Source organism: Azospirillum melinis (genome assembly GCF_013340935.1).
Taxonomy (GTDB): Bacteria; Pseudomonadota; Alphaproteobacteria; order Azospirillales; family Azospirillaceae; genus Azospirillum; species Azospirillum melinis.
This window is the reverse complement of the sequence record NZ_WHOS01000039.1, coordinates 1-13,650: the sequence shown is the minus strand read 5'-3', so window position 1 is coordinate 13,650 and position 13,650 is coordinate 1. Positions and strand designations below refer to the sequence as shown.

Genomic DNA, 13,650 nt, shown 5'->3' with positions numbered 1-13,650 from the left:
TCCGTGCCGGTCAGGCCGCACGTGCCGCGACAGTCCCGCTCCGTGCCCCGCTCTGCGCTGCCAGATGTTCGCCGATGCGTTTGTCGGCGCGCTGGATGTGCTCGAACAGCCATTCGCGTACCAGAGCCAGCAGCTCGTCCGCCACGGAGTCGCCGGCGTCCAGGCGGCGGCGCAACTCATCGGCACGGGCGCGCAGCGCCTCATGCTGCGCCTTGTGGGCCCTGGCATCGGGATAGCCGCACCGGTCCATCAGCCGCTCCTCCTGCTCGAAATGCAGGGCGGTGTAGGTGAGCAGCCGACCAACGGCATCGCCCAGCGCCTGGGCCGACGCCCGGCGGTCGCCGCCGCTCCGGCCGGTCTGTCCGGCCAGCGATGCCGCCTCGTTCATCAAGGCGATCAGGATCATGTGATCGGTGTCGATGCCCTCCTCGCCCACCGCCAGGGCATCGGTCCAGGGCATGAAAATCGTGGACCCTTCCGAATCTCTGCCGGCCGGCGCGTTGTGCAGATCGGCGAGCGGGGCGGCGTTGATCGCCCCGACATTGACCAGGAAGGAATCGACCATGCCGCGCAGCCCCTGCGCCTGCCGCGACAGCCCACCCGCGGCGTCGAGCAGGGCGTCGGCCGACCGTTCGGTCTCGCGGGCGGCGTCGGACACGGCGTCGATGCTGGTGGAGACCTGACGGGTCCCCTCCGCCGCCTCGCCGGCGCTGCGGGCGATCTCGCCGGTGGCCGCACCCTGCTGCTGGACGGCAGCGGCGATGGAGGTGCCGATCTCGTCGCTGCGGGCGACGATGGCGCCGATCTCGCGGATCGCCGTCACCGCGGCGCGCGTCGCCTCCTGCACGTCGGCGATGTGGCGGGCGATCTCTTCGGTCGCCTTGGCGGTCTGGTTGGCCAGGGTCTTCACCTCGCCCGCCACCACGGCGAATCCCTTGCCCATCTCGCCGGCGCGGGCGGCCTCGATGGTGGCGTTGAGGGCCAGCAGGTTGGTCTGCCCGGCGATGCCGGCGATCAGGTCGGCCACCTCACCGATCTTCTGGGCGGCTTGACCGAGCCCGTCGATCCGCTCGCCTGCCTTGTGCGACGCCTCCACCGCCTGGGTGGAGATGGTCGAGGAGGTCACCACCTGCTCGCCGATCACCGCGATCGAGCCGGTCAGCTGCTCCGCCGCCGAGGCGACGGTCTGCACGCTGCTGGACGCCTGCTGCGATGCGCTGGCGACGGAGGTCGCCTCGCGCCGGTTGCGGTCGGCGGTGGCGGACAGGGCGCGGGCGGTGGTTTCCAGCGTGGCGACGGCGGCGCCGACGGTGCGGATCGTCTCGGCGATGGTGGCGTCGAAGCGGTCGGTCAGCCGTTTCAGGGCACCGGCGCGCTGCTCGGTAACCCGGTGCTCGATCTTCTGCCTTTCCCAATGACGGGCGAGGTCGATCTGCTGGACGCGGAAGATCTCGACGGTGCGGGCCATGGCGCCGATCTCGTCGCCGCGGCCCAGCCCGGGAACCGCGACCGCGCTGTCGCCGCCGGCCAGATCCTGCATGACGCGGCCCAGCCCGTCCAGCGGCCGGACGATGGCCCGGCTGACCAGCAGGGCCAGCAGCACGGCGGCCAGCCCGATCAGCAGCCCGGTTCCGGCCAGCCGCAACGCGGCCTCGCGGAACGCAACGTCGACATCGTCGATGTAGATGCCGGAGCCGATCAGCCAGCCCCAGGGGGAGAAGCCCTTGACGTAGGACAGCTTCGCCACCGGCTGCGCCGACCCCGGCTTCGGCCAGAGATAATCGACGAATCCGGCGCCGTCGGCCTTCACCACCCGCACGAACTCCTGGAACAGCAGCTTGCCGTTGGGATCGGCGTTGCGCGACACGTCGGTGCCGTCCAGCTCCGGCTTGATCGGGTGCATGATCATGCGCGGGGCGAGGTCGGTGACGAAGAAATACTCCTCGCCGTCGTGCCGCAGGGACTTCAGCGCCGCCTTGGCCTGCGCCTGGGCCTGGACGCGGGGCAGGGCGCCGGCGCGCTCCTGCGCCTCGAAATGGGCGATCAGGCTGTGGGCGACCTCGACGACGTTGCGGGTCTTGTCCTGGCGGTCGGCCATCATCTCGGCCCGCAGGCTCATCAGGCTGACCGCGGCGACCAGGGCCAGTCCAAGGCCGGCTGCGGCCAGGATCAGGGCGATCTTGCCCTTGATGCTGATGCGTTCGAACAAGGCAACGGTCACGGCTGCGGTCCCTTCCGGCAACGAAACGGCGATATCCCCAAATTTTTCGGGACTTTTGCCGTGGTGCGGCCGAAGGTCAAGGCTTATTGTTCGTATATCCTATGTTCGGTTCAACGAAATGTCATAATTGCAACCATAGCAGGGTGTGTCTGGCGAACGGAACCGTCACGGCCCGCGGGAAGCGCAGCAACTGCCCCTCCCGCGCAACCTGCCGGTGAACGCTTCTGCTCAGAGCACGGTCAGCATGCTGGCGACCAGCGGATGGCGGACGATGTCCTTTTCGGTCAGTCGGGCGACCGCGATGCCTTCCACCGCCTCCAGCCGGCGGGCGATGTCGGCCAGCCCGGACAGATTGTCCAGCAGGTCGGTCTGGTCGGGGTCGCCGGTCAGAACCATGGTGGAATGCCAGCCCAGCCGGGTCAGCAGCATCTTGATCTGGGCATAGGTGCAGTTCTGCGCCTCGTCGATCACCACGAAGGCGTTGTTCAGGGTGCGGCCGCGCATGAAGCCGACCGGGGCGATCTCGATGGTGCCGTCAGCCATCATGGTGCGCAGCCGCTTGGAGCCCAGCCGGTCGGTCAGCGCGTCATAGAGCGGGCGCAGGAAGGGTGCCATCTTCTCATGCATGTCGCCGGGCAGGTAGCCGATGCTCTCCCCCGCCTCGATGGCCGGGCGGGACAGGACGATGCGGTCGACGCTGCCCGACTCCAGGGCCTCCACCGCCGACGAGATGGCGATGTAGGTCTTGCCGGTCCCCGCCGGGCCCAGCGCCACCACCAGATTGTGCGTCTTGATGGCGTCCATCAGGAGCTTCTGGTTCGGGTTCTGCGGCTTCACCTTGCGGAGATAGCTCTGGTCGCGGCGATCCTCGCTCCCACCGAGCGGGTCCCAGCCGAAGGCGGCGGGGGCGTTCATACCGGGGAAGAGCGGGTGAACGGTGGAGTCGCCCGCCGCAGCGATGCCTTTGCTCGAACGCTTGGCCATGTCGCATCTCCTCGAATGGTGGGGGTGGAGCCGATTACGCAAGCAAGACGTCTGGACACAAAAAAGCCTCCCGCAGGGGGGAGGCTCGACCGGTCGCATGGATGCGTGCTGATGAGTGCTTCGCCGGGGGCTGCTGCCGGGCGCCGTGCCGGATCCCAACATGCCGGATGCGGACATGCCCGATCCGGACATACGGCTGCGGGCCGACTGGGAGGGTGCTCGGTGGGCGAAGCAAGGTGCAAGAGAACCTCGTCGTCGTTGGAAGCCACGCAATCTGACTGTACCGGTCATAACGCGGCGCGTCAGGCAAAATTGCGGCCGACGCAAAATATTCATACCAGATGTGGTGTGGGTGCCGCAGGAAAGCCGCCAGAGCGGGTTTGGTAACCCTTTCCGCCGAGCCGGTCCGGCCGGTGGCTTAGCCTTCCGACTGAGGCGGCCGAAAGGCTTTGCCGCTGCCGCGGGCTTTCATTACTATGGTCGGCCACGGGGGAAATCGAAAGACATGTTGCAACCCTGGCCTGTCTCTTTCCGGAGCGGGCTGCGATCTCAGGTCGTCGTGCCTGGCGTCTCCGGACGTCGTGGCCGCCGATGGCCGGAGACGGCGGGTGTTTGCCGAAGGGCAGGCGGCGGCACGGCTTCGGATTGTCACCCATGCCGGCGGGGAAACTCTTGAATCCGACCGGTGTGGACGGCTAGAAGGCGCTGATTGGCTGGCTCGATGCCGGGACTGCGCAACGGCGGTTCCGGAGCGGAACCGGGCACTCGGGTGACCCGGATGCGGTGAACCCGATGCACGGCACGGGGCGGCAGGAACGAACGGGAAGGCTACGGTGAGCAGCGCCAGTCAGGTCGCCGAACGGGATGTGCCGTTCCAGTTGCGTGGCAACTCCTTCACCATGATGGTGCTGAAGGTTTTCGCCCCAACATCGCCGAATTTCTTCACCCAGCTGAACGTCAAGGTGCGCCAGGCGCCCAACTTCTTCCACAACGCGCCGGTCGTGCTGGATTTCGACGATCTGCCGGAGAGCATCGTCTTCGATCTGGGCGCCTTCGTGGCGCAGGTGCAGGCGCTGCATCTGCTGCCGGTCGGCTTCCAGGGCGGGCCGCAACCGGTGCGCGAGGCGGCGATGGCCGTCGGGCTGACGCCGATGCCGTCGGGCCGCGCCGCCAAGCTGGAAGAGGTGGTGAAGGCCCCCGATCCGCGGCAGCCGGATCAGCAGACGCCGATCCCGGCGCCGCAGGTGCTGATCGAGGTCGTCCACCGTCCGACCGTGGTGGTGACGGAGCCGGTGCGCTCCGGCATGCGGGTCTATGCCGAGAAGACCGACCTGATCGTCACCAGCTCCGTCTCTCCGGGGGCGGAGCTGCTGGCCGACGGCAACATCCATGTCTATGGCGCGCTGCGCGGCCGGGCGCTGGCCGGTTTCTCCGGCGATGCCAACGCCCGCATCTTCTGCCACAGCCTGGAGGCCGAGGTGCTTTCGGTCGCAGGCAATTATCGCGTCAGCGAAGACATCGGCAGTGACTTTTATAAGAAAGCCGTGCAGGTTTTCCTGCGCGACGGCGTCCTCAGCATGGACCTGCTGAAGACCGCCTGAGGAGTGTAGCGGCGGAATCTTGTCCGAAGGCGGCAATCTTCGGACGGTGTTCGGTATCGGTGACGGCAACTTTGGGATTATGGGAGAGGCTCCGTTGAGCAAGATCATCGTCATGACCTCCGGCAAGGGCGGTGTCGGCAAGACGACCTCGTCCGCGGCCTTTGCAACCGGGCTGGCGCTTCGCGGCTTCAAGACGGTCGTCATCGATTTCGACGTTGGCCTGCGCAACCTGGACCTGGTGATGGGTTGCGAACGCCGGGTGGTCTTCGACTTCATCAACGTCATCAACGGCGAAGCGAAGCTGAACCAGGCGCTGATCAAGGACAAGCGGATCGAGAACCTCTACATCCTCCCGACCTCGCAGACGCGCGACAAGGACGCGCTGACCCGCGAGGGCGTGGAGAAGGTGCTGAACGAGCTGTCGAAGGACTTCGACTACATCCTCTGCGACAGCCCGGCCGGCATCGAGCGCGGCGCCCTGATGTCGCTCTATTTCGCCGACCACGCGATCATTGTCACCAACCCGGAAGTCTCGTCGGTGCGCGACAGCGACCGCATCCTGGGCGTGCTGAACTCACGTTCGCGCCGGGCGGAGCAGGGGTTGGAGCCGGTGACGCAGCAGCTGCTGCTGACCCGCTACGACCCGGAGCGCGTCGAGAAGGGCGAGATGCTGAAGGTCGACGACGTGCTTGAGATCCTTGCGATCCCGCTGCTCGGCGTCATTCCGGAAAGCCAGGCTGTGCTGCGCGCCTCCAACGTCGGCATGCCGGTGATCCTGGACGAGGTTTCCAACGCCGGTCTGGCCTATTCGGATGCGGTCGGCCGCTTCCTGGGTGAAGACATCGAGCACCGCTTCGTCACCCCCCAGAAGAAGGGCCTGTTCAGCCGGCTCCTGCGGAGGAGCGCATGAGCATCTTCAACTTCTTCCGCGCGACCCCCCGCGCGTCTGCCGTCCAGGCCAAGGAGCGTCTGCAGATCGTCATGGCGCACGAGCGCGCCGGGCGCAGCGGCCCCGACTATCTGCCGATGCTCCAGCAGGAACTGCTGGCGGTCATCGCCAAATACGTCAACATCGACGAGAACAAGGTCGAGGTGAAGCTGGACCGCGGCGGCGACTGCTCGACGCTGGAGGTCAACATCGAGCTGCCGGCGCGCGAGCAGGCCAAGGCCGCCGCGGCGGCCAAGGCGACGGAGAAGCCGGCCGGCAATGACGTCGGCGCGGCCAAGCGCCCGGCCGGCGGCGCCGTCGGCAATGGCGGCGCGAAGAAGCGCATCTGAGCCAACCCGTCGTTCGAACGGTTCAAACCCCTCCGGCGTCCCTGCGCCGGAGGGGTTTTTCGTTCCGGGCCAGCCGCCGTCCGCCGCGGATTCGGCGTGCGGCATCGGACATAGGCCGTCCCTGATCCTCCGTCCGGGTTTACGGCCGGGCGGGGACGGGGTATCAACAGGGATACACCGCACGAAAGCCCAATGGCTCCAAAGGTCTGTCCTGAGCGGCCTGCCTTGAACGGACTGTTGGGCGACGGGGTGGACCGACCACGGGACAAGAGGGTGCCGATGTTCCTCGATTGCTCGTCGCTGATCGCCGAGAACCCGCCGCGGCCGTCGAACGGGATTGCGGTCACGGACATCGACGGCGACGGCGCCTTTGAGTTGGTCGTGGCCGGCTACCGTTCCGCCAACCTCGTCCTGAAATGGGTCGACGGTCGCCTGGTCGACATCGCCAACCCGCTGCTCGCCGATCCCGCCGGCCCGGCGCTGGGGCTGGCCGCCGCCGACATCGACGGGGACGGGCGGGAGGAGCTGTACATCGTCAATTCCGACCGCGCCACCGGAACCAAGGACATGGCCGACCGGCTGTTCGCCTGCTTCGGCAAGCATTGGCTCGACCTGTTCGCGCAGGCCGAGAATGCCGGGGCGGCCAACCACACCGCCGCGGGCGCGGTGGCGGCGATCGACCGCTGGGGCCATGGCCGCTACGGCTTCCTGGTGGCGACCGACGGCGGTCCCTTGCGCCTCTACGAGCTGACCCGGCGCGGCCGGCTGGAGGATGGCGCGGAGGAGGCGGGGCTGGACTCCATCGGTGCCGCGCGCGGCGTCACGGTTCTGCCCATCGTGTCCGACCATATGGACGTGGTGACGGTCAACGACGGCGGCCCCAACCAGCTGTTCCGCAACCTGGGCGACGGCAATTTCGAGGAGATCGCCGAGGAGCGCGGCATTGCCGATTCGCGCCCGTCCGGCCGTGCGGTCACGGCGCTCGATGTCGACGGCGACGGGCTGTTCGATCTGGTCGTCGGCACCTGGGATGGGGCGCAGCGCCATTTCCACCAGCGCATGGGCGGCGCCTTCGTCGAATCGGCCGGGGCCGACCTGTCGATGCCCGGCCGCATCTTCACCGTCGTCGCCGCCGATTTCGACAATGACGGTTATGAGGAGCTGTTCTTCCACGCCCATGGCGAGCCCAACCGCCTGTTCGGCTGGCGCAACGACCAATGGCAGGAGCTGGAGCTTGGCGACGCGGCCGAGCCGAAGGGGCTGGGCACCGGTGCGGTGGCGGCCGACATCGACGGCGACGGGCGCCTGGAGCTGGTGCTGGCGCATTGCAACAGCCATGGTGTCCACGACGGAGCCGGGCAGCCGCTGTCTATCTACCGCCCGGCGGCCTCCAACAACGGCTGGCTGCGCGTCCAGCCGCTGACCCCCTTCGGTGCTCCGGCCCGCGGTGCGGTCGTCATCCTGACCGCCGGCGGCCGGCGCCAGCGCCGGGCGGTCTGCGCCGGGTCCGGCTATCTGTGCCAGGGCGAACCGGTCGCCCATTTCGGGCTGGGGCCGCTGCATGAGGTGGAGCAGGTCGAGGTGCGCTGGCCCGACGGCACCGTGGTGACGGTGGACAACCCGCCGGCCGACCGTTTGCTGACTGTGCCCTACCCACCGGAATGAGAGGAATTTCATCCACTCGGATGATGGTCACCCAAATATTTCGGCCTCGCAATGGGTAGGGTCTTTCCTGTCGCCTTCCGTCACATTAGAGTGCATTTCGTTGCGGCTCCCGTATTGCGGGATATCGTGCGGCATGCCGATCCGGACATATTCCGTTCCTGCCGCCGAAACCTGCTGCAAACAGGCGCTTGAGACCGTGCGGGTTTGGGAAGCGGGAGACCGGAAGGCACATGGCACGACGCGACGTTCCCCTGACGGGGGTGGAACGCTTCTTCGACCCGGATGAAGTCATCGTTTCCAAAACCGACCTGAAGGGCCGGATCACCTACGCGAACTTGGTGTTCCAACGGGTCGCCGGCTATGACGAGGCCGACCTGATGGGCGCGCCCCATTCCATCGTCCGCCATCCCGACATGCCGCGCTGCGTCTTCAAGCTGCTGTGGGACACGCTGGCGGCGGGGAAGGAAATCTTCGCCTATGTCGTCAACCGTGCCCGCAACGGCGACCATTACTGGGTCTTCGCCCATGTGACGCCCAGTTTCGACGCCGAAGGGCGGGTGACCGGCTACCATTCCTCCCGCCGGGTGCCGGAACGGGCGGCTCTGGACAAGGTCATCCCGCTCTACCGCCAGCTTCTGGACATCGAGAACAGCCACGCCGACCGCAAGCAGGGGATGGAGGCGGGATTCGCCGCCGTCCTCGCCCTGCTGGCGGAGAAGGGGATCGGGTATGACGAATTCGTCTTCTCCCTTTAAGCCGTCCTCCAAGCCGTCCTCTTCCTGGTCATCGTCGCTGACGCGGGCCGGCGGACTGGCCGTGTTGGCTGGCGTGGCTCTGGTGGCGCTGCTGGCTGCCGATCTGCTGGGGATGGGCGGGCTGGCTCTGCGTGCCGGTCTGGCGGTGGCCGGTCTGGCGGCGCTGGGCGGGGCGCTGCTGTTCCTGCGCCATACCTGCGCGGTGGTCGATCAGCTGACGCGGGTGAACCGTGCCGTCGCCGCCGGTGATTTCGAGGCGCGGGTGATCGGCATCCGCGAGGGCGGGGCGCTGGGCGAGCTGATGCACGCCACCAACGACGCCATCGACCGCACCGACGCCTTCGTGCGCGAGGCGACCGCCTCGATGTATGCGGTGTCGGAACACAAATATTTCCGCCGCATCGTGCTGCGCGGCATGCAGGGCGGCTTCCTGCACGCCAGCCGTACCATCAATGCGGCGACGGAGAGCATCTCGCAGAAGGTTGCCGGCTTCGCCGGCGTGACCCAGCGTTTCGAAGGCCAGATCCAGAGCGTGTGCAGCGAGGTTGCCGATACCGCCCACCGGCTGGAGGTCTCCGCCCGCACCATGGAGATGGATGCGACCCAGGCGACCGGCAAGGCGTCGTCGGTCGCGGCCTCCGCCGCACAGACCGGCAGCAATGTCGGCAGCGTCGCCGCCGCGACGGAGGAGTTGTCCGCCTCCATCGCTGACATCTCCCGCCAGATCGGCGATGTCGCCCGTGTCGCCGAGTCCGCGGTCGGCGAGGCCGAACGCTCCAACGCGCTGGTCGGCACCCTGTCCGGTGCGGCGCGCACGGTCGGCGACGTCGTCACCCTGATCAACGACATCGCCAGCCAGACCAACCTGCTGGCCCTGAACGCCACCATCGAGGCGGCACGTGCCGGCGAGGCGGGCAAGGGCTTCGCCGTGGTCGCACAGGAGGTGAAGCGGCTGGCCGATCAGACCGCCAAGGCCACCGGCGACATCGCCGCGCAGATCTCCGCCATCCAGTCCTCCACCGACGAGGCGGTGACCTCCATCGTCGGCATCGGTCACACCATCCAGTCGATCAACCGGATCGCCGCCGGCATCAGTGCCGGGATCGAGCAGCAGGGCTCCGCCGTGCGCGAGATCGTCGTGAACATGGAGCAGGCCGCAGCCGGCACCCGCGCGGTGTCCGACGACATCCGCGACGTCACCGATGCCGCCGGCCGCACCAGCGGCACTGCGCACGAGGTGTTTGCGGCATCGGGGCGCATGGCTGCGGAGGCGGACCGCCTGACCCGGGAAGTCCAGCATTTCCTGGACGAGATGCACCGCGTCGCCTGATGCGGATGGTGCGGTGCAAGGGCGCGTGCCGCATCAACTGCCCGGCGAATGTGCACAGAATGTAGATGGTTTTTTGCAATGCGGAATTGATCTGGCGTCTGGCGGGGCGGATAAGAATTTTTATTGCGAATTTGTAGCGAATTCGTGTTACGTCTCCGCAATATGAGTGCCGCGCCTATGGCAAGTTCGCAACCTGTTGAGCAACCCGACGCCAGTATGCCTGCTGTTTCAGCAGCTTAACCGTAAGCTAACCCTGATAGACCGGATGACTGACCATCGGCTGCGGCCAAGTGCCGCGGAATCCGGGAGGGTGGCCCGCTTACGGAGCGCCGGTGACTGTTGGCACGGCTTTTGATTCGGAGACTGCAGGGACGGTCATGACGGGGGACAAGACGATGAGCATGGCGGGCACCGATCTGTTCGAGCTGTCGCGTGGCGTGCTGGATGTTGCGTCGAAGAAGGTGTCCTTGATCGAGGACATCACCCGGCGCACCAAGATGCTGGCCATGAACGCCCTGATCGAGGCGGCACGGGCCGGCGACGCCGGGCGCGGTTTCGCCGTCGTCGCCAACGAGGTGTCGGAGATCTCGACCCAGGTCAACAGCATCACCAAGGAACTGCGGTCGGAGATCGTCGCCCGCGTCGACCATCTGACCACCACCGGCAGCGCCATGGTGCAGGAGATGCACGGCAAGCGGCTGGCCGACCTGTCGCTCAACATGATCGAGATCATCGACCGCAACCTGTATGAGCGGTCCTGCGATGTGCGCTGGTGGGCGACCGACAGCGCGGTGGTCGATTGCGCCGCCGATCCGACGGAGGAGGCGCGCCGCCATGCCTCGCGCCGGCTGGGTGTGATCCTGGAATCCTACACCGTCTATCTCGACCTCTGGATCGCCGACCGCAACGGCACCGTCATCGCCAACGGCCGGCCCGACCGCTATCCCGGAGCGCGCGGCGCCAACGTGTCGGACGAGCCGTGGTTCCGCCAGGCGCTGGCCACCCGCAACGGCGGCGAGTTCACCGTCGGCGACGTCGCCCGCAACCGCAGCCTGGACGACCGCGTCGTCGCCACCTACGCCACCGCCATCCGGCGCGACGGCGAGGCGGACGGCGACGCCATCGGCGTGCTCGGCATCTTCTTCGACTGGGAGCCGCAGGCCGCCGCGGTGGTCGAGGGCGTGCGGCTGGAGGCCGGCGAGCGCGAGAAGTCGCGGTGCCTGCTGCTCGACGCCCGCCACCGCGTCATCGCGTCCTCCGACGGCCGCGGCATGCTGACCGAGACGGTGCCGCTCCGCCGCGCCGCCAGCACCATGGGCCATTACATCGACGACAAGAACCGTCTGGTCGGCTACGCCCTGACGCCGGGTTACGAGACCTACAAGGGGCTGGGCTGGTACGGCGTCATCGTTCAGGAACGCTGACGTCTCCAAACCTTTCGCTGCAAGCCTGTCGCCTTGAGGACCGGGGCCGGGATACACTCCCGGCCCTGTTCCGTTTCGGGGTTGCAGAGCATGTCCGCCCAACAGCTGACCGTCCGTCGCGAGAGTTTTCCCATCCGCGGCGCCTTCCGCATCTCGCGCGGGGCCAAGACCGAAGCCGCGGTGGTGGTGGCGGAGGTGACCGACGGTCCCCACCGCGGCCGCGGTGAATGCGTGCCCTACGCCCGCTATGGCGAAAGCGTCGACGGGGTCGCCGCCGCGCTGGAGGGGATGGCCGATGCCGTCGCCGGCGGGCTCGACCGCGTGGCGCTGTGCCGGCTGATGCCGCCGGGTGCCGCCCGCAACGCGCTGGACTGCGCGCTGTGGGACCTGGAGGCCAAGCGCAGCGGCGTGCCGGCCTGGACGCTCGCCGGGTTGGCTGGGGCGCCGGGGCCGCTCGTCACCTGCTACACGCTGAGCGTCGACGAGCCCGCCGCGATGGCCGCCGCAGCGCGGGAACGGGCGCCGCGTCATCCCCTGCTGAAGATGAAGCTGACGGGAGACGGCGACCTCGACCGTGTCGCCGCCGTCCGCGCCGCCGCTCCCGCCGCCCGGCTGGTGGTCGATGCCAACGAGGGTTGGACACTGGACCAGCTGCACCGCTTCGCCCCGGTGCTCGCCGGGCTGGGCGTCGAGATGATCGAGCAGCCGCTGCCCGCCGGCCAGGACGAGGCGTTGCGCGGGGTCGATTGCCCGGTGCCGCTCGGCGCCGACGAATCCTGCCACGGGCTGGACTCGCTGGAGCGGCTGCGCGGGCTGTATCGGGTGGTGAACGTCAAGTTGGACAAGACCGGCGGCCTGACCGAGGCGCTGGCGATGAGCGCTGCCGCCCACGCCATGGGCTTCGAGGTGATGGTCGGCTGCATGGTGGCGACGTCGCTGGCGATGGCGCCGGCCATGCTGGTGGGGCAGGGCGCGCGCTATGTCGACCTCGACGGCCCGCTGCTGCTCGCCCGCGACCGCGAGCCGGGTCTGGTCTATGACGGCGCGGTGGTGCAGCCGCCGTCGGCGGAGCTGTGGGGGTAGGGCAAGGCCTTGCCCCCACCTGTGCTTCTCACGCGCCCTGCACATAGGGCGGCGGCGGGGTTCCCACCGATGCCGGCACATAGGGCGCGTCGGCCAGCCCGTTGACCTTCGCCGCCATGACGAAGTCGTTCTCGTGCAAGCCCTTGATCTTGTGGGTCCAGAAGGCGACGGAGCAGTGGCCCCAGCCGTAATGGATCTCCGCATGGTGGCCTTCCGCCTCGCACAGGTTGCCCACCTGATTGGCGAAGGCCTGGGCCTGGACGAAATCGGGGAACCTGAAGTCGCGCTCGATGCGGTCGGGACCCTCCTTCAGGACCCAGCCCGGCACCTGCACCAGATAGGACTCGGCCATCGCGCGGTCCATCGGTGGAATCCCGCCGCGGCAGGGTTCGCAGGTCTTGGCCGCCAGTTCCTGCGTCGTCGGCGCCTGTGGTGTCATCCCGGTCTCTCCCCTGTTGGTGGCCATGGCTGGTGGTCTGCGCTAGAAGCGTACCGGCTAGAAGCTTGGGTTCCGGGCGGTGCTTCGGCAAGTCCGGTGCCCTGCCTTGAGTTCTCGCGATGCACTTTTGGAACGGATCCGATGACAGACCTGCGCACCGACATGCCCTTCGCCGACTACCAGTATCCGACCAAGCCGGTCGACGGGCCGCGGCTTGCCATCGTCGGCGAGGCGCCGGGGGCGGAGGAGGCGCGGCAGGGCACCCCCTTCGTCGGGCGCAGCGGCAAGCTGCTGGACGAATCGCTGGCCGCCGTCGGCATCGAACGGGCGGAATGTCTGGTCGCCAACGTCTTCCGTTACCAGCCGCCCGGCAACAAGGTGGGGCACTTCTTCTCCTCGCGCGCCCGCGCCCGCAAGGAGGGGCGGGAGATCGACGAGAGCTGGGGCGCCTTCGGCACCTCGGACCGGCTGCTGGCCGACTTCGCCGGCGAGATCGAGCATCTGCGCGCCACCCTGGCCGACTACCGCCCGTCGGTGATCGTGGCGCTCGGCCGGACGCCCACCTGGGCGCTGACCGGGGAGAACGGCATCCTGCAGCTGCGCGGCAAGGTGCTGCCCTGCCGTCTGCTGGACGGGGTGGAGGTGGTGCCGACCTTCCACCCCAGCTACCTGCTGCGCGGCCAGCTGGTTGAGCAGCCGACCTTCCTGGCCGACCTGCGGCTGGCCGTGTCGCGTCTCAATCGTTAGGGTACGGACCCATAAAGAGCCTTTCCGTCAGTGAGCCGTTGTGATTCAACGCCCTGGAAAGGGGCTTTGCGATGAGCGACGGTCAGTTCTGGTTGACGGTGGAGCAGTTTGGGCGGCTTGAAC

The 13,650-nt window shown here is 67.9% G+C and carries 12 protein-coding genes; 9 read left to right on the top strand and 3 right to left on the bottom strand.

Translation table 11 applies throughout. The features are described 5' to 3' along the window. Nucleotides 1–10: 10 nt before the first annotated feature. Both GBZ48_RS24205 and GBZ48_RS24200 read right to left on the bottom strand, forming a co-directional pair. The gene (locus tag GBZ48_RS24205; RefSeq protein ID WP_174473357.1) at nucleotides 11–2,221 is read right to left on the bottom strand and encodes a bacteriohemerythrin; all 2,211 of its coding nucleotides are present in this window, start codon (nucleotides 2,219–2,221) and stop codon (nucleotides 11–13) included. Between the two features lie 228 nt (nucleotides 2,222–2,449). Continuing rightward, nucleotides 2,450–3,205, bottom strand: coding sequence for a PhoH family protein (locus GBZ48_RS24200; RefSeq protein ID WP_109154068.1), 756 nt, complete (start codon nucleotides 3,203–3,205; stop codon nucleotides 2,450–2,452). Nucleotides 3,206–4,038: 833 nt separating this feature from the next. Between GBZ48_RS24200 and minC the strand changes: the two genes are divergently transcribed. The 8 genes from minC to dgcA all read left to right on the top strand — a co-directional run bounded on the left by minC (nucleotide 4,039) and on the right by dgcA (nucleotide 12,341). Continuing rightward, nucleotides 4,039–4,806 carry a septum site-determining protein MinC gene (gene minC / locus GBZ48_RS24195; protein ID WP_174473356.1) on the top strand — a complete coding sequence of 256 codons (768 nt, stop codon included), beginning with the start codon at nucleotides 4,039–4,041 and terminating at the stop codon, nucleotides 4,804–4,806. 94 nt (nucleotides 4,807–4,900) lie between these two features. Next, nucleotides 4,901–5,716, top strand: a complete 816-nt coding sequence (minD, locus tag GBZ48_RS24190; RefSeq protein ID WP_014247062.1) for a septum site-determining protein MinD — start codon at nucleotides 4,901–4,903, stop codon at nucleotides 5,714–5,716. Beyond that, nucleotides 5,713–6,084, top strand: coding sequence for a cell division topological specificity factor MinE (minE, locus tag GBZ48_RS24185; RefSeq protein WP_174473355.1), 372 nt, complete (start codon nucleotides 5,713–5,715; stop codon nucleotides 6,082–6,084). The genes minD and minE overlap by 4 nt, the downstream gene beginning before the upstream one ends. A 279-nt stretch (nucleotides 6,085–6,363) precedes the next feature. After that, nucleotides 6,364–7,749: a CRTAC1 family protein gene (locus GBZ48_RS24180; RefSeq protein ID WP_174473354.1), complete on the top strand. Its 1,386-nt coding sequence runs from the start codon at nucleotides 6,364–6,366 to the stop codon at nucleotides 7,747–7,749. Nucleotides 7,750–7,979: 230 nt separating this feature from the next. Further along, entirely contained in the window at nucleotides 7,980–8,504 is a 525-nt protein-coding gene (locus GBZ48_RS24175; RefSeq protein ID WP_174473353.1) for a PAS domain-containing protein, read from the top strand. Then, nucleotides 8,479–9,834 (top strand): methyl-accepting chemotaxis protein, encoded by a 1,356-nt coding sequence (locus tag GBZ48_RS24170; RefSeq protein WP_174473352.1) that lies wholly within the window; start codon nucleotides 8,479–8,481, stop codon nucleotides 9,832–9,834. The genes GBZ48_RS24175 and GBZ48_RS24170 overlap by 26 nt, the downstream gene beginning before the upstream one ends. Nucleotides 9,835–10,211: 377 nt before the next feature. Then, nucleotides 10,212–11,258, top strand: coding sequence for a methyl-accepting chemotaxis protein (locus GBZ48_RS24165; protein ID WP_246307426.1), 1,047 nt, complete (start codon nucleotides 10,212–10,214; stop codon nucleotides 11,256–11,258). A gap of 90 nt (nucleotides 11,259–11,348) precedes the next feature. After that, a complete protein-coding gene (gene dgcA, locus GBZ48_RS24160; RefSeq protein WP_174473351.1) occupies nucleotides 11,349–12,341 on the top strand; it encodes an N-acetyl-D-Glu racemase DgcA in 993 nt (330 codons plus the stop codon). A 28-nt stretch (nucleotides 12,342–12,369) separates the two neighbouring features. Here the strand turns inward: dgcA and GBZ48_RS24155 are convergent, their stop codons facing one another. Continuing rightward, nucleotides 12,370–12,780 carry a 4a-hydroxytetrahydrobiopterin dehydratase gene (locus GBZ48_RS24155; RefSeq protein WP_109050537.1) on the bottom strand — a complete coding sequence of 137 codons (411 nt, stop codon included), beginning with the start codon at nucleotides 12,778–12,780 and terminating at the stop codon, nucleotides 12,370–12,372. Nucleotides 12,781–12,921: 141 nt separating this feature from the next. Between GBZ48_RS24155 and GBZ48_RS24150 the strand changes: the two genes are divergently transcribed. Continuing rightward, a complete protein-coding gene (locus tag GBZ48_RS24150; protein WP_174473350.1) occupies nucleotides 12,922–13,527 on the top strand; it encodes a uracil-DNA glycosylase in 606 nt (201 codons plus the stop codon). Nucleotides 13,528–13,650 lie beyond the last annotated feature (123 nt).

Coding starts and splice junctions, on each gene's coding strand:
- GBZ48_RS24170 (WP_174473352.1), top strand. CDS start 8,479: ATGACGAATTCGTCTTCTCCCTTTAAGCCGTCCTCCAAGCCGTCCTCT.
- GBZ48_RS24165 (WP_246307426.1), top strand. CDS start 10,212: ATGACGGGGGACAAGACGATGAGCATGGCGGGCACCGATCTGTTCGAG.
- minE (WP_174473355.1), top strand. CDS start 5,713: ATGAGCATCTTCAACTTCTTCCGCGCGACCCCCCGCGCGTCTGCCGTC.
- GBZ48_RS24150 (WP_174473350.1), top strand. CDS start 12,922: ATGACAGACCTGCGCACCGACATGCCCTTCGCCGACTACCAGTATCCG.
- GBZ48_RS24200 (WP_109154068.1), bottom strand. CDS start 3,205: ATGGCCAAGCGTTCGAGCAAAGGCATCGCTGCGGCGGGCGACTCCACC.
- GBZ48_RS24175 (WP_174473353.1), top strand. CDS start 7,980: ATGGCACGACGCGACGTTCCCCTGACGGGGGTGGAACGCTTCTTCGAC.
- dgcA (WP_174473351.1), top strand. CDS start 11,349: ATGTCCGCCCAACAGCTGACCGTCCGTCGCGAGAGTTTTCCCATCCGC.
- GBZ48_RS24155 (WP_109050537.1), bottom strand. CDS start 12,780: ATGACACCACAGGCGCCGACGACGCAGGAACTGGCGGCCAAGACCTGC.
- GBZ48_RS24180 (WP_174473354.1), top strand. CDS start 6,364: ATGTTCCTCGATTGCTCGTCGCTGATCGCCGAGAACCCGCCGCGGCCG.